The sequence below is a fragment of the Streptomyces inusitatus genome, from assembly GCF_014651115.1.
GTDB classification, from domain to species: Bacteria; Actinomycetota; Actinomycetes; order Streptomycetales; family Streptomycetaceae; genus Streptomyces; species Streptomyces amakusaensis.
Genome location: NZ_BMWG01000030.1, coordinates 1 through 22,219, shown reverse-complemented (window position 1 = coordinate 22,219; position 22,219 = coordinate 1). Strand labels below are relative to the sequence as shown.

Genomic DNA, 22,219 nt, shown 5'->3' with positions numbered 1-22,219 from the left:
TGTACGGGCCGGGTCAGAAGACCCGGTCGGTGGTGAGCACCCGGGCGCAGCGGCCCGCCGCCCACTCCAGCGCCATCCTGTGCTCCCGTTCGGAGAAGTCCGCGACGGCGTCCGCGACCAGGAAGGTCTGGATGTCGCGCATCCAGGCGTCGCACGCCGTCATCATGACCCCGATGTGCGCGTACACACCGGTGACGATCAGCTGGTCCCGCCCCTGCTCGCGCAGCCGCTCCAGCAGATCGGTCCGGATGAACGCGCTGTACTTCCACTTCGTCAGCACGGTGTCCCCGGGGCCGGGTGCCACGGCCTCCGCTATGGCCGCCGCGTGTGCGTCGTCCGGCAGTCCGGGGCCCCAGAAGTCCTGTTGCAGACCGCGCTCGGCCGCCGTCTGACCGCCCGGCTGGGCGGTGTAGATCACGGGCACTTCGAGCCGGTCGGCCTCCTTGCGGAGCAGGGAGACATGGTGCAGCAGCGTGGTCACCGGCTCGGTGTGCTCGCCGAACGCCGACAGGAAGTAGTTCTGGAGATCGTGCACGAGCAGCACCGCGCGGTCCGGGTCCACCTCCCAGTCGACCCGTCCGGCGGGCAGTTCGTCCGGCCGGGGCATCGAGTAGGGGGTGATGGCGGGCAGAGCCATGGAAATTCCGTTTCCGTGCGGGAGGTTGGCGGGGTGAAGCTACGCGGTCGGGGCGGGCGCGGCCGCGCGGAGGTCCTTCTTGGACACCTTGCCGACTCCCGTCTTGGGGAAGGCGTCGACGAACACCACCCGGTCCGGCACCTTGTAGGCGGCCAGTCCGCGTTCCCTCACGAACTTCTTCACGGCGGGTGCGCGCAGCGGATCCGCGCCCGGCCGGAGGATGACGTACGCGCAGGTGCGCTCGCCCAGATAGGGATCGGGTTCGGCGACGACATTGGCGTCGTGGACGGCGGGGTGGGCGAGGATGTGGTTCTCCACCTCCTCGGCCGCGATCTTCTCGCCGCCCCGGTTGATCTGGTCCTTGGCGCGGCCCTCGACGATCAGATGGCCCGTCGGGGTGAGCCGGACGATGTCCCCGGTGCGGTAGAAGCCGTCCTCGGTGAAGGAGCGGGCGTTGTGCTCGGGGGCCTTCCAGTAGCCGCGGATGGTGTACGGGCCCCGGGTCAGCAGATGCCCGGCCTCGCCCACCGGCAGGTCGTTGTCCTCGTCGTCCACGACCCGGATCTCGTCGTCGGGGGAGATCGGGCGGCCCTGGGTGGTGACGACGGTCTCGTTCGGGTCGTCGAGCCTGGTGTAGTTCACCAGTCCCTCCGCCATGCCGAAGACCTGCTGGAGCGTGCAGCCCAGCGCCGGGCGGACCCGGCGGGCGGTCTCCTCGCTGAACTTGGCCCCGCCCACCAGCAGTACGGAGAGGCTGTTCAGGTTGTACGCCGAGCGGGGCGCGGCCTCCGTCCACACCAGCGCGAGCGGCGGGACCACTCCGGTGATGGTGACGCCCTCGGACTCGATCAGCCGGAAGGCCTCGTCGGGGACCGGGCTGGGGCAGAGCACCACTCGCCCGCCCGCGTAGAGCGTGCCGAGCGAACCGGGGGAGGAGAGGGGGAAGTTGTGCGCGGCGGGCAGTACGCAGAGATAGACGCTGTGCTCGTCCACGGCGCAGATCTCGTTGGAGCCGCGCAGCGAGTAGATGTAGTCGTCGTGGGTGCGCGGGATGAGCTTGGGCACGCCCGTGCTGCCGCCGGAGAGCTGGAGGAACGCCAGGTCGTGCGGGGCGGGTTCGGGCAGGAAGGCCGGCTCGGCGGGGACCTCGGCGAGGCTGTCGAACTCTCCGGCGTCGCCCCCGGAGACGAAGACGTGCTTGAGGGTGGGGACCTCGGCGCGGGCCGTCGCGGCCAGCTCCCGGTAGTCGAATCCGTCGTGCACGGCGGGGATCACATAGGCGACGGCCTCGGTGAAGGAGCAGAAGTAGACGATCTCGCTCTTGCGGTGCGCGGGCAGCGCGAAGACCGGCAGCGCCCCGAGCCGGAAGAGCGCGAAGACCACTTCGAAGAACTCGGCGACATTGGGCAGCTGGACGACGACCTTGTCGCCCCGGCCGATGCCGCGCGCGGCGAGGCCGGCGGCCATCCGGTCGGCGCGCCGGTCGAGTTCGCCGTAGCTCCAGGCCCGTCGGCCGCCGTCGGGGCCGCCGGTGGGGTCGACCACGGCGATCCGGTCGGGGTGGGCGTTGGCCCGCTCGCTCAGCATCTCCCCGAAGGTCTCCCCGCGCCACCAGCCCGCGGCCCGGTAGCGGGCGGCGAACTCCTCGGGCCAGGTGGGCGCTTCGGAGGGGTCGGGCCGGTGTTCGGAGGGGGGTTCCCCGGGTCCCGCGGTGGTTCCCGGGGCGCTCGCCCCGGCCGGATCGGTGCTCACAGCTCTGCTCCCACAGCGTTCAGGAAGGTACGGAACTTCGCGGCCGTCTCCCGGGTCTCCGCGTCGGGCTCGGAGGCGGCGACCACCCCGGCCCCGGCGTAGAGCCGCAGGGTGCGCTCCTCGGCCTCGGCGCAGCGGATGGTGACCACCCATTCGCCGTCGCCGCCCGCGTCGCCCCAGCCGACCACGCCGGTGAAGAAGCCCCGGTCGAAGGGTTCGGTCTCCCGGATCACGGTGCGGGCCAGCGCGGTGGGGGTGCCGCAGACGGCGGGTGTGGGGTGCAGCGCGCAGGCGATCTCCAGGGCGGAGACCTCGGGGCTGTGCAGCTCCCCGGTGACGGTCGTCGACAGATGCCACATGGTGGCGGTGCGGATCAGGGTGGGCCGGGCCGGTACGTCGATGGACGAGCAGTAGGGGGCCATGCCCTGGTGCACCGCGTCCACGACGACGGCGTGCTCGTGCAGATCCTTGGCCGACTGGAGGAGGGCGGCGGCGCGGCGCACGTCCTCGGCGAGGTCGGGGCTGCGCGGGGTGGAGCCGGCGAGCGGGTTGGAGACCAGCCGGTCGCCCCGGCGGGAGACCAGCAGTTCGGGGCTGGCCCCCAGCAGGGTGCGGCCGGGGGCCGTCGGCAGCGCGAAGGTGTAGCCGGAGGGGTCCCGGCGGGCGAGCCGGTCCAGCAGTCCGGGGATGTCCAGGGGGTCGCGGCCGGTCAGCGCGAGGGTGCGGGCCAGGACGACCTTGCTGAATTCGCCCTGCCACATGCGGTCGACGGCCGAGGCCACGCCCTTGGCGTACTCCTCGGGGGCCGGCTCGGGCCGGATCTCCCAGCCGCCGGGGGGCGGGCTCCCGGCGGGGAGGGCGATCAGCGGGTCGGCGGAGAGCGGCGGCCCGGTGCGCACGGCCTCGGGGATCACCAGCGCCGGGGCGGCCGACTGGTCGAAGGGGATCGCCCCGATCACCATGGACGAGGGCGAGCCCGCGAGGGCGGCGGCCACCCGGTGGGCGACGGGGCCGTCGCCCTCGGGTATGGAGCGCCCCACTCCGTGCGCCAGCAGGGTGCGGGTGGGGGTGGCGATGAAGCGGTCGTCGGGGCGGTAGGCGTCGAGAAGTGCGGTGGCCGCTCCCACGGCGGGGTGCGCCGGGTCGTCCATCGCGCGGTGGGCGGCGACTTGGTGGGCAGCCGTCGACACGGTGACTCCTCTGTTCGAAGTGAGGGTGCGGGGGCGGTGCGAAGGGCGGTACGGGGATGAGGTGCGGGTGGTGCGAGGGGCCCGGGGCGCGCTCGCCCCGCCCGCCCGTCCGGGCGGGTCAGCGCAGGGTCGCTCCGCCGTCCACGTACAGGTCGTGCATGGTGATCTGCCGGGCCCGGTCGGAGGCGAGGAAGACCACGGCGTCCGCGATGTCCTCGGGTGCGGCGATCCTGCCGAGCGGGATGCCGGTGCGGTACGCCGTCGGCGAGGGGTCGCCGTCGACGACCCGGGCGGGGGCGGACTCGTCGGCCCACAGCGCGCGTTGCATCGGGGTGTCGGTGGAGCCCGGGGCGACCACATTGCAGCGGATGCCGTCTCGGGCGCTCTCCAGGCCCAGACACTTGGTGAACATCACGGCCGCGGCCTTGGAGGCGGCGTAGGCGGCCATCCTGGTGCGGGGGATGCCCGCGGCGTTGGACGCCACGGTCACCACGCAGCCGGAGCGGCGCGGGGTCATCCGGGCGACCACGGCCCGGGAGAGATGGAAGACGCCGGTGGTGTTGACGGCGAAGGTGTCGGCCCAGTCCCGGTCGGTCATCTCCAGCACGGTGGCGGTGCGCAGTATGCCCGCCACGTTCACCAGGGTGTCGACGGGGCCGAGTTCGCGTTCGACCCGGGCCACGGTGGCCTCGACGGCGTCCGCGTCGGTGACATCGAGCGGATAGGCCGTCACCCGGCCGGCGGCCGGCCGGCGGCCGGTCTCGGCGGCCTGCGCGGCCTGCGCGGAGGCGACGCCGGAGACCGTGTCGGCGTCCCTGTCGGTGGCGGCGACCGTGGCGCCGAGCGCGGCGAGCGCGCGTGTCACCGCCGCGCCGATGCCTTGTCCGGCACCGGTGACGAGCGCCACACGTCCGGTGAACTCTCCGCCGGACGTTCTGTGGTCGGGCATGAGCAAACCTCCTCATTCTTAGGTGAGCCTAACCTAAGTTCAGCCATTGGCCCACCCTCGCCCCCCGGGGGCTCCGGAGGTGAACTGGCGGAAGGCTGTGAGGACTTCTCCCGATCTACTTAAGATAGGCTTACCTTAGTTCTTTTCAGGTGAGGCCGTGATCGGTTCCCTGTACCCAGAGGGAGAAGGTGAAGTGGCCACGGTCCCCTCGCGCGACAGCGCGACCGCGCCCCGGAGTCCGAAAGACGCCCCGGGCCCGCGGAAAACCATCGGCGCCCCCCGGCCCCCCGGCCCGGCCGGGCCCTCCGCCGTGCGCCGGGGCGCGGCGATACGGCTCACCGGACTCCTGGTGGCCTGCGCCGTACTCCTTCTGATGATCGTCCTCAGCATCTCGCTGGGAGCCAAGTCCATCCCCTTCGGCGATGTCGTCGAAGGGCTGCTCCACCCGGACGGCTCCGAGAACGCGGTCATCGTCCAGGACTACCGGCTCACCCGGACCCTGCTCGGCATCGTCGTCGGCATCGGACTCGGCCTCTCCGGCGCGGTCATGCAGGCCCTGACCCGCAACCCGCTCGCCGACCCCGGACTCCTCGGCATCGAATCCGGCGCGTCCGCCGCCGTCGTCGTCGCCATCGGCGGCTTCGGGATCACCTCGCTCCTCGGATACGTCTGGTTCGCGTTCGCCGGAGCCGTGGTCGTCGCCGTCGTCGTCTACATCCTGGGCGCCTCCGGCCGGGGGGCCGCCGGTCCCGTCCGTCTCGTCCTCGCCGGAACCGCCGTCAACGCCTCACTGATCGCCGGGATCACCGCCGTCACCTTCCTCGACGACGAGGCCTTCGGCGAACTGCGGATGTGGGCCGTCGGCACCCTCGCCGGACGGGAGGGGGCCGTACTCGGACAGGTCGCGCCCTTCCTGATCGCCGGCGCGCTGATCGCCCTCTCGCTGAGCGGATCCCTCAACGCGCTCGCCCTCGGCGACGAGGCCGGCAAGGCCCTCGGCGCGCGGGTGGTGCGCACCCGGGTCCTCGGAGTCCTCTCCGTCACCCTGCTCTGCGGGGCCGCCACGGCCGCGATCGGACCCGTCGGCTTCGTCGGCCTGATCGTGCCCCATGTGGCCCGGCTCATCACCGGCCCCGACCACCGCTGGATCCTCGCCCACTGCGTCGTCCTCGCACCCGTCCTGCTCCTCGGGGCCGATGTCCTGGGCCGGCTGGTGGTGCGCCCCGACGAACTGGCCGTCGGCATCGTCACCGCCGCCATCGGCGCACCGGTCCTCGTCGCCCTCGTCCGTACCCGCAAGGTGCCCCAGCTATGAGCACTGACTCCCTGACGAAAACACCCGTCGAGCCCCCCGGGCCCGCCGCCCCGCCCCCGTCCGGGGCCCCGCTCACGGCCCGGCGGCTCGTGCCCGGCTGGCGGCTGCGGCTGGCCGGCGGCCGGATCGCGCTGCGGCTGCCCAAGCGCCCGCTGGTCACCGGATTCGCCCTGCTGGCCGCGGTGCTCACGGTCGCCGTGCTGGCGCTGGGCACCGGCGACTTCACCGTCTCGCCGCCCGATGTCGTACGCGCGCTGGCCGGGGCGGGCACCTCCGCCACCGACTATGTCGTCAACACCCTGCGGCTGCCCCGCCTCCTCGTCGGCATCGTCGTCGGCGCGGCGCTCGGGATGAGCGGCGCGGTCTTCCAGAGCCTCGCCCGCAACCCCCTCGGCAGCCCCGACATCATCGGCTTCGAGACGGGCGCCGCCACCGGCGCGCTCCTCCAGCTCCTGATCTTCGGCGGCGGCCCGTTCGCCGTCGCCGTCAGCGCCGTACTCGGCGGCCTCGGCACCGCGCTGGCGGTGTACGCCCTCTCGTACAAGCGAGGCGTCCAGGGATACCGCCTGATCCTCGTCGGCATCGCGGCGGGCGCGCTGCTCAGCTCGGTGAACTCCTATCTGATGATCAAGGCCTCGCTGGACGAGGCGCAGGCCGCCGCCGTCTGGCTCACCGGCTCCCTCAACGGCCGGGGCTGGGACCAGCTGGCCCCCGCGCTCATCGCCGTCGCCGTCCTCGTCCCCGCCGTACTGCTGCTCGGCCCGCACCTGCGGATGATGGAGGCCGGGGACGCCTCCGCCAAGGCCCTCGGAGTGCCGGTGGAGCGCTCCCGGCTGGCCCTGGTCATCGTGGCCGTACTGCTCTGCGCCACCGCCACGGCCGCCGCCGGACCGATCGCCTTCGTCGCCCTGGCCGCACCGCAGCTCGCCCGCAGACTCACCCGCGCCGCCGGAGTGACCCTCGTACCCGCCGCGCTGATGGGCGCGCTGCTGCTGATCGCCGGAGACTTCGCGGCCCAGCGGGTGCTGGCCCCCATCCAGCTCCCCGTCGGCATCATGACGGCCGCCATCGGCGGTCTCTATCTGATGTGGCTGCTCACCCACGAATGGCGGGCGGGCCGCCGCTAGATGACGCCCGAAGCCCCTCAATTGCTGGTGAGCAGCCGTGAGGTGAGCTGGGCCCGGCGGCTGACGCCGAGTTTGCGGTAGGCGTGGGTCAGATGGGTCTCCACGGTACGGCGGGCGAGATGCAGCGAGTCCCCTATCTGGGCGTTGGTCAGCCCGCGCGCCGCGAGGTCCACGATGCGGCGCTCCGCGTCGGTCAGCGAGCCCACCCCGTTCGGGGTGCGGCGCACCGCGCGGGCGTCGACCAGGGCGAGCGCCTCCTCGGCGGCGCGCACCAGCCTCGGCAGCGGGGGATGTTCGGCCGAGGGCCGCTGGGCCGTGCGGTACGCCTCGCGGAGCGTCTCCCGGCCCTTGCGGGCCCTGCCCTGCTCGATCTGGGCCCGGCCCAGGTCCAGCAGGGCCTCGGTCAGCTCCACGACGGCGGGGGAGACCCGCAGCAGCGCCACCGCCTCCCCGAGGGCCTCCAGTCCGCGCCGGCCGCCCACCGCCCTGGCCCGGGCGTGCAGGGCCCGGCCCACCACCCGGGGCGTGCCCCAGGAGCGGGCGTACCGCAGCTCCTCGTCCGCGAGGGCCACCGCCTCGGCGGGCCGCCCCAGGGCGATCAGGGCGTGCGCGGCGCCCGAGCGCCAGGGCTGGGCGACCGGGCTGTGGAAGTTGCGGTGCAGCATGCGCGCGCCGCAGGCCCGGTAGTCCTCCAGGGCCTCTTCCCAGCGGGACTCGCCCGCGTACAGCCGGGCCCTGGTGCAGAGCACATCGTCCCAGGGCCAGCCGTCGTTGGAGGACTCCGAACCGGCCCGTGCCAGCAGCTGCCACGCGGTGTCCGGCCGGCCCAGCTCGAAATGGGCCAGTGAGAGGGTGGCGAGCAGATGCGGGAACTGCACCCCCCGGTCGAGCGAGGCGTGCAGCACCGGTTCGTACTCGTCGATGACCTGCTGGAAGCGGCCGGCCCACAGACTCGCGGTGGCCCGCGCCCCGACCAGGAACTGATGGCCCACATCGGTGAGATCGGGCAGTTCGGGCGGCTCCGGCAGTCCGCGCACGGTGAGCGCGCGCGCCTCGTCCAGCCGGTCCGCCCACTGGAGCAGCGAGGCCGCCGAGCCGAGCCATCCCGACCTCAGCAGCGGATCGACCGGGCCGGAGAGCCGGGCCGTGACCCGGGCGACGGCCCGGTGGGCGGAGAGATTCCCCGCCCCGGCGTCGTACGCGGTGAGCAGCCCGCAGACCAGCGGTTCGAGCGCGGCGGGCGTGTCGTCGGCCAGGGTGCGCAGCTCCTCGACCGCGTAACGCCACTGCTGGGGGTCGTGGATGGCGATACCGGCGGCGACGATCTTGGTGGTCTGGATCAGCCGGGAGTCCTGGGACCGCTCGCTGACCTCCCGGAGCACCCGCAGCGCCGGATCGATGTGCCCGCAGGCGACGAGCGCGCCGGAGAGCGCCGACGCCACGGTGAGCCGGCCGGGCCCGTCGGCGTGCTGGAGTTCGCGCCGGATCCTGCGGGTGCCCGCCTCGGCGGAGCGGAACAGCTCCAGCGAGCCCAGCCGGCACACCAGCGTGGTCCGGTGATCGGCGCTGAGCGGCCCGCCGACGGCCCGGCGCAGGAGCTGCACCGCCCGGTCCGTGCTGCCCTCGCGCAGCGCCTGGCCGGCCGCCTGCTCCAGGGCGAGCGGCATCCACTCCTCGCCTATCTTGGGCAGTTGGGCGAGCTGGGCCGCGACCGCGGTGGCGCTCGCGCCGCGTTCGTAGAGCTGGCGGGCGGCGCGCAGCCGCAGCGGGCCCAGTTCGGCGTCGGCCGCGCCCGCCAGCACCGCTTCCCGGGCCAGTGGGACGGTGAGCAGCCGCTCCAGGGAGGGGCCGTTGCGCAGCACTTCGGCCTGGCGGCCCGGGGCCAGGCCGGTCATGCCCGCGAGGAGGGCCGTGTCCGGGTGGGAGACCGAGCCGGGGGCGAGCAGCAGCGCCAGGGCGAGCGCGGTGTCGCGGCGACCGGGTAAAGAACCGGCGTTCAGCCAGCGGGTCATGGCGTCGCGGTAGCGGGTGCCCGCCAGCTCGTCCAGGCTCCGGGGGGCCGGTCCCGGCGGCAGATCGGCGAGGAGGGCGTGCAGCAGCTTGGGGCTTCCGGCGCTCGCGCGGGCGCACAGCCGGGCCGTCTCGGGGCCGTGCCCGTGGGCGGCGGCGAGCTGCGCCACCGCCGTGTCGCTGAGCGGCGCGAGCGACATCTCCTGCCCGGTGGCCCCGGGCAGTCCGTCGATGTCCAGGGAGGGCGAGCCGGAGAGCAGCAGCAGCACGGGGAGCCGGCCGATTCGGCGGGTGAGGTAGCGCAGCCAGCGGAAGGAGGTGTCGTCGGCGTACTGGGCGGCCTCCACGACGAGCAGCGCGGGCCCCTGGGCGGCCAGTTCGTCCGTCAGACCGTGGAAGATCCGCTGCCGTTCCTCGGCGAACACCGGGCTGGCGAAGGGCAGGGTGGCGGCCTCCGGGAAGAGCTGTCGCAGTACGCCGAAGGGGAAGTCCGTCTCCTGGGGGCAGCCGCGGGCATGGCTGACCCGCATGCCGTTCGCCCTGGCGCGCCGTACCGCCTCCGCCACACAGGAGGTGAGGCCCATCCCGGTGGTGCCCCGCAGCAGCAGCCACCGTCCGTGACCGGCCAGGGCCGACACGCCCGCCTGCGCGACCGCCGTGAGTTCCGCATCCCGTTCGAGCAGACTGTGCTCCACTGCGCCCCCTGTCCGAGTCCGCCGTACTGCTTACGGACTGTTCCGCGAGCCGAGCGGATAATCATGATCGAATGGAATGTTGTCACTTTCTCAAAACCCATTGACATTCGAAATGACGACAAAGCGCAGGATACCGGATGAATCGCCGGGATTGGCGGATGAGTTCGGCCACGGTTGCCGGGGGTGGAAACCGTGGCCGATGTGGATCAGTCGTCCTCGTCCTCGGGCTCGTGGTGGTCCAGGTTGACGATTCCGCGCTTCCAGAACCCGTCCACATCCGTGTACTCACGGTTGAGACCGAGGTCCTTGTGGAGGTGGCGGCGGATGGGCTTCAGCTCGCCCGCCTCGCCCGCGATCCAGATGAACGGGTCGCCGGGGAGGAACTCGACCCCCTTGACGGCCTTCTCCATCAGGTCGCCCTCGCCGTGCGCGAGCCCGTCACGGTGCAGCCAGACGATCTCGGCATCGGCCCGGGTGTCGATCGGGTGCTCCTCCGCCGCGTCGTCCACCAGCAGGAACACCTTCGCCGGCACGCCCTCGGGCAGCTCCTCCAGCATCCGGCAGATGGCCGGGATCGCGGTCTCGTCGCCCGCGAAGAGATACCAGTCGAACACCCACGGCACCATGATGGAGCCGCGCGGCCCGGCCACCCCGATCTTCTGGCCCGGTGTGGCCTGCTCGGCCCAGACGGAGGCCACCCCCTTGCCGTGCAGCACGAAGTCCAGGTCCAGTTCGCCCGCCTCGGCGTCGTAGCGGCGGGTGGTGTAGTCCCGCGAGACCGGGAAGGGGGGCTCGGTCGGGAACTCCAGACCGTCGCCGTCGTCCGCGACCCGCGGCAGTACGGGGAGTTCGGCGCCCGGCTCGGGGAAGAAGCACTTCACATGATCGGCGGGGGAGCGGTCGACGAACCCCGCCAGCTCGGGCCCGCCCAGGGTGACCCGGACCATCCGGGGGGTGGGCCGGGTGACGCGCAGGACCTCCAGCGTACGGACCGCTATGTCGTGGTAGACGACCTCGATGTCCGGCAGATTCCTGGTTTCCACGGTACTGACTCGCTTCCGAAGGGGGTGAACTTAGGTAAGCCTTGCATAATTTGCCGGCGCTTGGCAGTCGGGGTCCCCGCTCACAGCGCGGCGAGCGCGGCGTTCAGGACCGGCCCGATCTCCGCGAGCCTGCCCGTGTCCATCAGCTCGTCGTGCGAGCAGTCCAGGACGTGTTCGGTGATCTCGCCGTCCACGAACGCGGGCCACACCTTCAGCGGCTCGTCCTCGGGCCCGGTGCTCCGCGCCGCCGTGAAGAACAGCACATCGCCCCGGTACCGCCGGGTGGTGCTGCGCGAGAGCAGCCGCACACAGTGGACGTTGGTCTCCACGATCGCGCTCAGCAGCGAGTCGTCGAAACCGGCCAGCAGGCCCTGGCTGTCCCGGATGGCGGTCACCGCCTCCTCCCGGCTCAGCGCGCCGCCCTCCGCGCCCGCTTCCCCGCCGCCCGCGCTCACTCCGGCGACCGCGAGCAGGAAACCGCTCTCCTCCCGCTCCAGCCGCTCCCGGAAGTCCGGCGCGTCGACATACGACCAGTCGTCGTTCTCCGGCGGATAGGCGTCGAGGAGACCGAGGAACGCGACCTCCTCGCCCCGCTCCTGGAGGAGCGCCGCCAGGGTCTGCGCGAGCGTCCCGCCGAAGGAGTAGCCGAGGAAGTGGTACGGCCCCCGGGGCTGCACCGTCCGGATCTCCGCCAGATACACCTCCGCGAGAGCCGCCACGTCCGCGCACTCGGGCAGCTCGCCCGAGAGCCCCGGCGACTGGAGCCCGTACACCGGCCGCTCACGGTCCAGATGGCGCAGCAGTCCCGTGTACTGCCAGCTGAAACCGGACGCCGGATGGAAGCAGAACAGCGGGGCCAGCGAGCCGCGCTCGCGCAGCGGCATCAGGGTGCGCAGCGCGTCCCGGCGGGCGTCGGAGCCGATCCGGGCGGCCACATCGGCCACCGTCGGGGCCGACATCACCGTGCCCACCTGCACCGGGATGCCCAGTTCGGCGCGGATCCGGCCGACCAGCCGCATCGCCAGCAGCGAATGGCCGCCCAGTTCAAAGAAGTTGTCCTCGGCCCCGACCCGCTCCAGCCCGAGGACCTCGGCGAAGATCTGGCAGAGCAGCTCCTCCCGGGCGTCCTTCGGCGGCCGGCCGCTCTCGCCGTCCCCGAAGTCCGGGGCGGGCAGCGCCGCCCGGTCCACCTTGCCGTTCACCGTCAGCGGCAGCGCCGCCAGCTCCATGAACACCGACGGGACCATGTACTCCGGCAGGGCGGCCGAGAGCGCCGTCCGCAGCCGCACCGGTTCCGCGCCGGCCGTGCCCGACGCGGGCACGGTGTACGCCACCAGCCGCTTGATCCCGGTGGGCCCGGTGTGGACGGCGACCGACGCGGCGGCGATCCCCGGCAGCGAGGCCACCGCCGACTCGATCTCGCCCAGCTCGATCCTGAAGCCCCGGATCTTCACCTGGTGGTCGGTACGGCCCAGATAGTCGATGCTCTCGTCCGCGCGCCAGCGCACCAGATCCCCGGTGCGGTACATCAGCGTCCCCGGCTCGCCGAACGGGTCCGCGACAAAGCGCTCGGCGGTCGCGGCGGGCCGCTCGAAGTACCCCCGGGCCAGCCCGGCGCCCGCCAGATACAGCTCCCCCGGCACCCCGGCCGGAACCGGCCGCAGGCCGCTGTCCAGCACATAGGCGCGGGTGTTGTGGATCGGCCGCCCGACGCACGAGCCCGCGCTGCCGTCGACGTCCGCGCCCAGCGCGTTGATCGTGTACTCGGTCGGACCGTAGAGGTTGTACGCCATGGTGCCCTCGGCGGCCTTCAGCAGCGACCAGAGCGAGTCCGGCACCGCCTCGCCGCCCAGCAGCACCAGCACCGGCCGGTGCCGGTCCGGGGCCAGCAGACCCGCGTCGATCAGCTGCTGCCCGTACGACGGGGTCACATTGACCACGTCGACGCCCACCCGGTCGTAGTGCGCGGTCAGCGCCGCCGGGTCCAGCCGCAGCTCCTCGCCGATGACATGCACCTCGTGCCCGTCGACCAGCCAGAAGAACTCCTCCCAGGACATGTCGAACGCGAACGACACCGTGTGCGCCACCCGCAGCCGCCGGCCGCCGGCCTTCGCCACCGCCGGGGCGAAGATCCGCTCCCGGTGGTTGACCAGCATGTTGGTCAGCCCCGAGTACGGCACCACCACCCCCTTGGGGCGGCCGGTGGAGCCCGAGGTGTAGATCAGATACGCCGGGTGCCGCCCGTCGCGCACACCGCTCAGCTCGGCGTCCGCCACCGGCCCGCCCGGCAGCGCCGCCAGCTCCGCCACCGTCTCCGGAGCGTCCAGCACCAGCAGTGGACCGCCCGCCGGGACCCGCCCGATCACCGGGGCGCAGGTCACCAGGGTCAGCGGAGCCGCGTCGTCGACCATCGCCGCCAGCCGCTCCACCGGATGGCCCAGATCCAGCGGCAGATAGGCCGCGCCCGTCTTCAGCACCGCGAACAGCGCCACCACGAAGTCCGCCGAACGCGGCAGCCCCAGCGCCACCACCCGCTCCGGACCCGCGCCCCGGGCGATCAGCGCCCGGGCCAGCCGGTTGGCCCGCGTCTCCAGCTCCGCGTAGCTCAGCCGCTCCCCGTCGAAGACCAGCGCCGTGGTGTCGGGCGTACGGCGGGCCTGCTCGCCGAAGAGCTCGACCACCGTGGTGTCCGGCACCGGGTGCCCCATGTCGTCGCCGAGGGCGAGCAGCCGCGCCCGCTCCCCCTCCGCCAGGGTGCGCAGCCGCCCGACCGGGGCGGCCCCGCCGTCGGCGAGCTGCTCCACCAGCAGCCGCAGCCGTCCGGCGATCCGCCCGGCGCTCTCGCGGTCGTAGAGATCGGGCCGGTACGCCACGCTCAGTTCGAGTTCGCGCTCCGGGGTCACCGCCAGGGTCAGCGGATAGTGCGTGCCGTCGACGCTGTGCGTCCAGCCGATCCGGTGCCGCTCCACGGCCTCCTCGCGCGCCGCGTCGTCCAGCGGGGTGTTGCGGAAGACATAGAGGGTGTCGAAGAGCTGCCCCACCCCGCTCAGCCGCTGAATCGCGCCCAGCCCCACATAGTGGTGCGGCAGCAGCTCCGCGTGCTCGCCCTGGACGCGCACCAGCAGCTCCCGCAGCGGCTCGTCCGGCCGCAGCGTCACCCGGAACGGCAGGGTGTTCATGAACATGCCGATCATCTGATCGACCCCGGGGATGTCCCCCGGGCGCCCCGAGACCGTCGCCCCGAACACCACGTCGTCCCGGCCCGTCAGCTGCGCCAGCGTCAGCGCCCACGCCGAGCTGAGCGCCGTGTTCAGGGTGACGCCGCAGCCCCGGGCGAAGGTGCGCAGCCGGTCGCTGACCGCCTCGTCCAGCACGATCTCCACGACCTCGGCCGTCATCGGCTGCCGCTGCGGATCGGCCGGAGCCACCAGCGTCGCCTGGTCGAGCCCCGAGAGATGATCCCGCCAGGCCAGCGCGGACGCCTCCCCGTCGGTGGCGGCCAGCCAGCGCAGATACTCGCGGTACGGAGTGACCGGAGGCAGCCCGTCCACCTCGCCGCCCCGGGCGTACAGCGCGAACAGCTCCTCGAAGAAGAGCGACTCCGACCAGCCGTCGGTCAGGATGTGATGCTGTGTCACACAGAGCATCCACCGCTCGGCGGAGAACCTGAGCAGCGTCACCCGGATCAGCGGCGGCGCGGCCAGGTCGAAACGGGTCGCCGCGTCCGCGAGGGAGAACTCCCGCAGCGCCTCGTCCTGCGCCGCCCGGTCCAGACCGGTCAGATCCAGCTCCCGCCACGGCAGCTCCCACTCGGCGGGCACCACCTGCACCGGGCCGTCCAGGCCCTCGTGCCAGAACGCGGAGCGCAGATTCGGATGCCGCCGCAGCAGCGCGTCGAACGCCGACCGCAGCGCGGACACGTCCACGGCGTGCAGCAGCTCCAGGAAGTTCTGCATCAGATAGACGTCGAGCGCCCGGTCGTCGTAGACCGCGTGGAAGTACAGACCCTCCTGGAGCGGCGAGAGCGGCAGCACCTCCCCGGCGTCCGGGAACGCCCGCCCCAGCACCTCGCGCCCGGCCTCGTCCAGGACCACCAGCGGCCCCCGCTCCCCGGCCGGAGCGGCGGCGGGCTCCCCGGCGGCGGCCACCGGCCGCGCCACGGCCGCCAGCTTCGCCACCGTACGGTGCTCGAACACCTCGCGCGGGGTCAGCGCCAGGCCCTCCTTGCGCGCCCGGGACACCAGCTGGATCGAGACGATGCTGTCGCCGCCCAGGGCGAAGAAGTCGTCGTCCACCCCGGCCGAAGCCAGCCCCAGCACCTCCGTGAAGACCCGGGCGAGCGTCTCCTCCGCCGCGCCCTCCGGCGCGCGGGAGACCTCCGACCCGCCCAGCACCGGAGCGGGCAGCGCCGCCCGGTCCAGCTTGCCGTTGACATTCGTCGGCAGCACGTCCAGCACCACCACCGCCGCCGGGACCATGTACTCCGGCAGCGAGGCGGCCAGCTCCTCCCGCACCGACGCGGGCTCCGCCCCACCGGTCACATAGGCCACCAGCCGGCGTACCCCCGGGGTGTCCTCACGCACCACCACGGCGGCCGTGCCCACCTCCGCCAGCGCGGTCAGCGCCGACTCGATCTCGCCCGGCTCGATCCGGAAGCCCCGGATCTTCACCTGGTCGTCGGCCCGGCCCAGATACTCCAGCTCGCCGTCGGCCCGCAGCCGCACCAGATCCCCGGTGCGGTACATCCGCGTCCCCGGCCCGCCGTAGGGGTCCGCCACGAACCGCTCGGCGGTCGGCGCGCACCGGCCCAGATAGCCGCGCGCCATGCCCCGGCCCGCGAGATACAGCTCGCCGGCCGTGCCCGCCGGAGCCGGCCGCAGCGCCGAGTCCAGCACATACGCCGAGGTGTTGCCGATCGGACGGCCCACCACCGGCGTCGCGCTGTCCGCGAGATCCGCCGCGAGCGCGTCCACGGTGTACTCCGTCGGCCCGTACAGATTGACCGACATCACCCCGCTCGCCGCCCGCACCCGCGTCCACAGCGAGTCCGGCACCGCCTCGCCGCCCAGCAGCAGCAGCGCCGGCCGGTGCCGCTCCCCGTCCAGCAGCCCCCACTCCACGAGCTGCTGGGCGTAGGTCGGCGTCACATCCATCGCGTCGATGCATTGCTCGCGGACATAGCCGACGACGAACTCCGCGTCCCGCCGCCCCACCTCGTCCAGCACATGCAGCTCATGCCCGGCGATCAGCCAGAACAACTGCTCCCAGGAGGTGTCGAAGCTGAACGACGCGGTGTGCAGCGCCCGCAGCCGACGGCCGCCCGAAGCGCCCGCCACCGGGCCGAAGACCCGGTCGACATGGTTGGCGTAGAGATTGGCGAGACCGCCGTGGGTGAGCACCACACCCTTGGGACGGCCGGTGGAACCCGAGGTGTAGATGACGTACGCCGGATGGTCCGCGCTCACCGCCGGGGCGGCGAACCGGCCGTCGAAGGTCGCCAGCTGCGCCGAGGTCCACTCGCCGTCCAGCACGATCCGCTCCGGACCGCCGCCCTGCGGCAGCAGCCCGGCAGCGGCCGAGGTGGTCAGCACACACACCGGGGCCGCGTCCTCGATCATGTAGCCGAGCCGGTCCGCCGGATGGTCCAGATCGAGCGGCAGATACGCCCCGCCCGCCCGCAGCACCGCGAGGATCGCCACCACCGAGTCCGCCGAACGCGGCACGGCCAGCGCCACCACCGACTCGGGGCCCACCCCGCGCGAGGCCAGCAGCGCCGCCAGCCGGCCCGCCCGGGCGTCCAGCTCGCCGAAGGTCAGCTCCTCGCCCCCGGAGACCACCGCCCGCGCGTCCCGGGCCCGCGCCGCCCGCTCGGCGAACCGGTCGGCGACCGTGCCCGAAGGCACCGGGAACGCCGCCCCCCGGGCCCCGCCCAGCAACTGTTCGCGCTCCGCCGGGGACAGCAGCGCCAGCGCTCCCACCGGTGTCTTCGGCGCGGTGGACAACTGGTCGAGCACCGAGGCCAGCCGCTCCGCGATCAGCCCGGCCCGCCGCTCGTCGAAGAGATCCGGCCGGTACTCCAGCTCCAGCCGGACCCGCTCCTCCAGCGACACCGCGAGCGTGAGCGGATAGTGCGTGGCGTCCCGCGCCTCGACCCCGGTGACGCTCAGCCCGTCCCCCGGCTCCGGCCGGGCGTCCGGGTCCACCGGATAGTTCTCGATCACCACCAGGGTGTCGAACAGCTCCCCGCCGCCCGCCTGCTTCTGAATCAGCCGCAGCCCCAGATGGTGATGGGCCAGCAGCCCGTTCTGCTCGTCACGGAACCGCCGCAGCAGCTCCTCCGCGCTCTCCGCCGAACGCGGAGTGATCCGCACCGGCACCGTGGTGATGAAGAGCCCCACCATCGACTCGACGCCCGGCAGCTCGTCGGGACGCCCCGACACCGTCAGCCCGAACACCACGTCCTGACGGCCGGTCAGCCCGCCGAGCACCAGACCCCAGGCGCACTGGATCAGCGTGGAAGGCGTGGTGCCCAGCCGTCTCGCCGTCGCGGTCAGCCGCCCGGTGGCCTCCTCGGACAGCTCCACCCCGAGCACACCCGGCCGCACCGAGGTACGCGCCGGATCCGCCGGAGCCACCAGCGAAGCACCCTCCAGACCGGCCAGCGCCGAACGCCACGCGGCCTCGGCGGCCGGCCCGTCCTGCTGCTTCAGCCACTTCAGATACTCCCGGTACGGACGCACCGCCGGCAGCGCCGAGGCGTCGCCGTCACTCCGGTACAGCGCCAGCAGATCCCCGACCAGCAGCGGCATCGACCAGCCGTCGACCAGGATGTGATGAACGGTCACCACCAGACGGTGATCGCCCTCCCCGAGCCGCGCCAGCAGCAGCCGCAGCAGCGGCGGCCGGTGCAGCTCGAAGCGGCGCGCCAGCTCCTGGCGTTCCACCCGCCGCAGCGCCTCGGCGACAGAGCCCTCATGACCGCCCGCGCCCCGGTCCGACAGATCTACCCGGCCCACCGGGACGCTCACCTCGGAGGGCACGAACTGCACCGGCTGCGGCACACCCTCGTGCCAGAACCCCGCCCGCAGATTGGCGTGCCGCCGCAGCAGCGCCGCCGCCGCCCGCTCCAGCCGCCCGGCGTCCACCGGCCCGGCCAGCGCCACCGACACCTGCACGGTGTAGACGTCCGCCGCCCCGGCGTCGTACACGGAATGGAACAACATGCCCTGCTGAAGAGGCGACAGCGGAAGCATGTCCTCGATTCGAGCCTGCGTCACTGCTGATCCCTCCACATTGCTTCGAGCATGCTGATCTGGTCCTGGTCGAGATCGACCAGGTCGAGGTCCGAGGGCGTATGACCCCCAGTGGTGGTACCGCCGGCCGCCCAGGCGACCAGGGCGTCCAGTGCGGCGAGCCAGCCGTCGGCGATCTCGCCGACCGTGGCCTGATTGAGTGCCTCGCCCGCCCAGATGAACCCGGCGACGAGCCTCGGCCCGTCCGGACCGTTCTCGATCTCCGCGTTGATCTCCAGCGGATGCGAGAGCGGAGTCGCCGGATCCGGCCGTACGGACAGCGCGTCCGCCTCGGCGGCCGGACCCCAGTCCGCCGAGGGCGCGTCGGCCGTGTCGCGGCCGAGATAGTTCCAGAGGACCTCCGGGCGGGCACCCGGATCGAACAGCCGCGCCGTGGCCGCGTTGGCGTACCGCAGCAGCCCCGCGCCGAGCCCCCCGTCCGGGACGCCCCGCAGCAGCTCCTTGACCTCCTTGAGCGCGGCCCCGGCGTCCTCACGGCCCGCCAGCACCGCCGCCGGGTCATAGCCCCCGCCGCCGAGCCGCAGCGGATACAGACTGGTCAGCCAGCCCACCGTCCGCGTGAGATCCGCACCCGGCAGCAGCTCCTGCTCCCGGCCGTGCCCCTCCAGCTCCACGACCGGCGCACCGGCCCCGATGTGCCCGGCCCGCGCCGCCCAGTCGCCCAGCGCCAGTGCCAGCGCCGTCAGCAGCGTGTCGTTGACCGTCCCGTGGAAGGCCCGTGGCACCGACTCCAGCAGCGGCGCGGTGCGCTCCGCCGAGAGCCGTACGGTCAGATCCCGCGCCGTCGCCACCGTGTCCCGCGCCGGATCCAGCGGCCGGGCCGTCAGCGTACGCACCGGGGCGTCCGCCTCCAGCCAGCGGTCCAGCTCCGCCACCCGGCGCGGCGCGTGCGCCTCCGCCAGCAGATGCGTCGTCCACGTCCGCAGCGAGGTGCCCACCGGATCCAGCGCCGGGGCCCGGCCCGCGACGACCGCCTCCCAGGCGGACCGCAGATCCGGCAGCAGGATCCGCCAGGAGACCTCGTCCACCGCCAGATGGTGCGCCACCAGCAGCAGCCTGCCCACGACGCCCGGCCCCGCGTCGAACCGCACGGCCCGCACCGTCTCACCGGCCACCGGGTCGAGCTCCCCGGCCGCCCGGTCCGACTCCCGGGCGATCAGCTCACGCAGACTGTTTTCGTCCAGACCGCTCGCGTCCACCGTCCGCAGCACCGCCCGCGCGTCGATCGCGCCGCGCGGCCGCACCTCGGCGCTCCACACCCCCGGCCGGCTCACCGTCAGCCGCTGCCGCAGCCCGTCGTGATGGTCCAGCAGCGCGCCCAGCGCGGGTACGAGATCCTCCTCCCGCACCCCGGCCGGCAACCGCACCAGCCTGGCCTGGCAGAACCGCGCGAACGGACCGCCGCGCCCGGCCAGCCACCGGGCGATCGGCGGCAGCGGCAGCGCGCCGACCCCGTCGTCCACCGGCCGGGCCACGGCCGCCGCCGCGCCCTTGGCGACCCCGGCGAGCCCCGCCGGCGTCGGCTGCTGGAAGATCTGCCGCGCCGTGATGGTCAGCCCCGCCCTGCGGACCAGACTCACCAGCCGGATGGAGACGATGCTGTCGCCGCCCAGCTCAAAGAAATTGTCGTCCGCCCCGACCCCGGGACGGCCCAGCACCTCGGCCATCGCCCGGCGGAGGATCTCCACCGGAGACCCGCCCGCCGAGGGATCCGGCACCGCGCCCACGGCCACGGCCACGTCCGGGGCCGCCGGCCGCGCCACGACCGGGGCGGGCGCGGGCAGCGCCCGGCGGTCCAGCTTCCCGTTCGGCGACAGCGGCACCTCCGCCAACTCCAGGAAGACCGACGGAATCATGTAATCCGGCAGCCGCTCGGCCGCGTGCGCCCGCAGCGCCCCAGCGTCGAACGCGCCCGCACCGGCGGCGGGCACCGCGTACGCGACCAACTGCCGCACACCGGGAACATCCTCACGGACCACGACCACGGCCCGCGCCACCCCGTCGGCGGACGCCAGCACCGCCTCGATCTCACCCAACTCGATCCGGAAACCGCGCAGCTTCACCTGATCGTCGGCGCGCCCCAGATAATCGAGCCCGCCGTCCGCCCGCCACCGCGCCAGATCGCCGGTGCGGTACATCCGCGCCCCAGGACCCCCGTGCGGATCGGCCGTGAACCGCTCGGCCGTCAGCCCCGGCCGCGCCGTATAACCCCGGGCAAGCTGCGCCCCGGCGAGATACAGCTCACCGGCCACACCCACCGGAACCGGCCGCAGCGCCCCGTCCAGGACATACACCCGGGTGTTCCACACCGGACCGCCGATGGAGACCGAACCGGCCGCGCCGTCCCCGGCCCGGCAGGAGGCGGCGGTCACATCGACGGCCGCCTCGGTCGGACCGTACAGATTCTCCAGCGCCACCGCGTTCGCACCGGCCGACGCGTGGAAACGCGCCACCAGATCGCCGGGGAGCGCCTCACCGCTGCACACCACGAGCCGCAGCCCCGGGCAGGAGGCGACCTCGACCTCGCCGACGAACGCCTCCAGCATGGAGGGCACGAAGTGCAGCACGCTCACCCGCTCCTCGCGGATGAGCGAGGCCAGATACTCCGGGTCCCGATGGCCGTCCGGCCGCGCGATCACCAGCGGAGCGCCCTCGGTGAGCGGCCAGAACAGCTCCCACACCGAGACGTCGAACCCGGCGGGCGTCTTGTGCAGCACCCGGTCCGCCGGAGTGAGGCCGTACGCGCCCTGCATCCACTTCAGCCGGTTGACGATGGCCGCGTGCTCCACCATCACCCCCTTGGGGCGGCCGGTGGACCCCGAAGTGAAGATCACATACGCGGGGTGGCGCGGCAGCAGCGCCGTCGACCGGTCCACGTCCGTCACCTCGAAGGAGGCCAGCGAAGCCAGCCGCTCCAGCGTCCCGGGCGCGTCGAGCGCGATCCGCTCGGCCGCGACCCCGGACGGAAGCAGCGCCTCGGACGCGGTGTCGGTCAGCACACAGACGGGCCGTGCCGTGTCCGTCATGTACGCCAGCCGGTCACCGGGCAGCGTCGGATCCAGCGGCAGATACGCGCCGCCCGCCCGCACCACCGCGTGGACGGCCACCAGCAGGTCGAACGAGCGGGGCAGCGCCACCGCCACGACCGCCTCGGGACCGACCCCGCGCCCGATCAGCAGCCGGGCCAGCCGGTTCACCCGCTCCTCGAAGCCGGCGCGCGAGAGCCGCTCACCGTCGAGAACCAGGGCGTCGGCGGAGAGATCACGGGCTCCGGAGGCCACCAGGGCGGCCAGCGTGACCGGTCCGGACAGCTCACGGGCGGTGTCGTTCCAGCCGTTCACCACCTGTTCCCGTTCCGCCGGATCCATCACCGCGATGCCGGAGACCGGCGCCCACGGGTCGGCGGCGACCGCGTCCAGCAGCCGCAGCAGCCGGTCCGTCAGCCGCTCGGCCCCCGAGCGGTCGAAGAGATCGGTGGCGTACCGGACACCGCCCGAGAGACGGCCGTCGGTCTCGGACGCGGCGAAGGCCACCTCCAGATCGAGCTTGGCGCCGCCGATCTCCACCGGCAGCTCAGCCGCCGGGAGACCGAACAGCTCCCGCACTCCCTCACCGGTCGAGTAGTACGTCACCATCGTCTGGAACAAGGGATTCCGAGACTGCGAGCGGGCCGGGCCCACGGCCTCCACCACCCGCTCCAGCGGCAGATCCGCGTTCTCGAACGCGGCCAGACCGGTGTCCCGCACCCGCGCCACCAGCTCGGCGAAGGTCGGGTCGCCGGAGAGATCCGCCCGCAGCACCAGAGTGTTGAGGAAGAAGCCGACCAGCTCGTCCACCGCCGCCTCGCCCCGCCCGGAGACCGGGCTGCCGAGGGGGATGTCCTCACCCGCGCCGAGCCGGTGCAGCAGCGCCGCCACGGCGGCATGGGCCACCATGAACATCGTCGCCCCGGTCTCCCGGGCGATCCGCGCCAGCGCCCGGGCCGTCGCCTCCGGCACCTCGAAGGCCACCACATCGCCCCCCTGGCTGGGCGTCGCGGGCCGGGGCCGGTCGGTGGGCAGGGCCAGTTCCTCGGGGAGTCCGGCGAGCGCGGTGCGCCAGTGTTCGGTCTGTGCGGTGGCGAGCGGGGTGTCGCCGAGGAGTTGGTGCTGCCAGAGGGCGTAGTCGGCGTACTGCACGGGCAGCGGC

10 protein-coding genes are annotated in these 22,219 nt (G+C 73.4%); 2 read left to right on the top strand and 8 right to left on the bottom strand.

The genetic code is table 11. The features are described 5' to 3' along the window. Positions 1 to 13: 13 nt before the first annotated feature. The 4 genes from IE247_RS30855 to IE247_RS30840 all read right to left on the bottom strand — a co-directional run bounded on the left by IE247_RS30855 (position 14) and on the right by IE247_RS30840 (position 4,528). Entirely contained in the window at positions 14 to 637 is a 624-nt protein-coding gene (locus IE247_RS30855; protein WP_190126639.1) for an isochorismatase family protein, read from the bottom strand. Positions 638 to 676: 39 nt separating this feature from the next. Further along, complete coding sequence (locus tag IE247_RS30850) at positions 677 to 2,389, bottom strand: (2,3-dihydroxybenzoyl)adenylate synthase (protein WP_190126638.1); 1,713 nt, start codon at positions 2,387 to 2,389, stop codon at positions 677 to 679. Then, positions 2,386 to 3,540 (bottom strand): isochorismate synthase, encoded by a 1,155-nt coding sequence (locus tag IE247_RS30845; RefSeq protein WP_373305629.1) that lies wholly within the window; start codon positions 3,538 to 3,540, stop codon positions 2,386 to 2,388. The genes IE247_RS30850 and IE247_RS30845 overlap by 4 nt, the downstream gene beginning before the upstream one ends. Before the next feature lie 157 nt (positions 3,541 to 3,697). Then, on the bottom strand, positions 3,698 to 4,528 hold the full coding sequence (locus IE247_RS30840) for a 2,3-dihydro-2,3-dihydroxybenzoate dehydrogenase (RefSeq protein WP_190126636.1): 831 nt from the start codon (positions 4,526 to 4,528) through the stop codon (positions 3,698 to 3,700). Positions 4,529 to 4,721: 193 nt separating this feature from the next. On the opposite strand from IE247_RS30840, the gene IE247_RS30835 reads away from it, so the two are divergent. Both IE247_RS30835 and IE247_RS30830 read left to right on the top strand, forming a co-directional pair. Further along, positions 4,722 to 5,843: a FecCD family ABC transporter permease gene (locus IE247_RS30835; RefSeq protein ID WP_229869463.1), complete on the top strand. Its 1,122-nt coding sequence runs from the start codon at positions 4,722 to 4,724 to the stop codon at positions 5,841 to 5,843. Next, positions 5,840 to 6,970: a FecCD family ABC transporter permease gene (locus IE247_RS30830; RefSeq protein WP_190126635.1), complete on the top strand. Its 1,131-nt coding sequence runs from the start codon at positions 5,840 to 5,842 to the stop codon at positions 6,968 to 6,970. Before IE247_RS30835 ends, IE247_RS30830 begins: the two co-directional genes overlap by 4 nt. A 17-nt stretch (positions 6,971 to 6,987) precedes the next feature. Here the strand turns inward: IE247_RS30830 and IE247_RS30825 are convergent, their stop codons facing one another. The 4 genes from IE247_RS30825 to IE247_RS30810 form a co-directional block, all read right to left on the bottom strand. Beyond that, on the bottom strand, positions 6,988 to 9,675 hold the full coding sequence (locus IE247_RS30825; RefSeq protein WP_190126634.1) for a helix-turn-helix transcriptional regulator: 2,688 nt from the start codon (positions 9,673 to 9,675) through the stop codon (positions 6,988 to 6,990). Between the two features lie 206 nt (positions 9,676 to 9,881). Beyond that, positions 9,882 to 10,718, bottom strand: coding sequence for a siderophore-interacting protein (locus tag IE247_RS30820; RefSeq protein WP_229869462.1), 837 nt, complete (start codon positions 10,716 to 10,718; stop codon positions 9,882 to 9,884). An 80-nt stretch (positions 10,719 to 10,798) separates the two neighbouring features. Continuing rightward, a complete protein-coding gene (locus IE247_RS30815) occupies positions 10,799 to 17,971 on the bottom strand; it encodes a non-ribosomal peptide synthetase (protein ID WP_190126683.1) in 7,173 nt (2,390 codons plus the stop codon). Positions 17,972 to 17,991: 20 nt separating this feature from the next. After that, positions 17,992 to 22,219, bottom strand: a 4,228-nt coding sequence (locus tag IE247_RS30810; protein WP_190126633.1) for a non-ribosomal peptide synthetase, incomplete at its 5' end; no start/stop codon positions are given.

Coding starts and splice junctions, on each gene's coding strand:
- IE247_RS30855 (WP_190126639.1), bottom strand. CDS start 637: ATGGCTCTGCCCGCCATCACCCCCTACTCGATGCCCCGGCCGGACGAA.
- IE247_RS30845 (WP_373305629.1), bottom strand. CDS start 3,540: ATGGACGACCCGGCGCACCCCGCCGTGGGAGCGGCCACCGCACTTCTC.
- IE247_RS30840 (WP_190126636.1), bottom strand. CDS start 4,528: ATGCCCGACCACAGAACGTCCGGCGGAGAGTTCACCGGACGTGTGGCG.
- IE247_RS30830 (WP_190126635.1), top strand. CDS start 5,840: ATGAGCACTGACTCCCTGACGAAAACACCCGTCGAGCCCCCCGGGCCC.
- IE247_RS30815 (WP_190126683.1), bottom strand. CDS start 17,971: ATGCTTCCGCTGTCGCCTCTTCAGCAGGGCATGTTGTTCCATTCCGTG.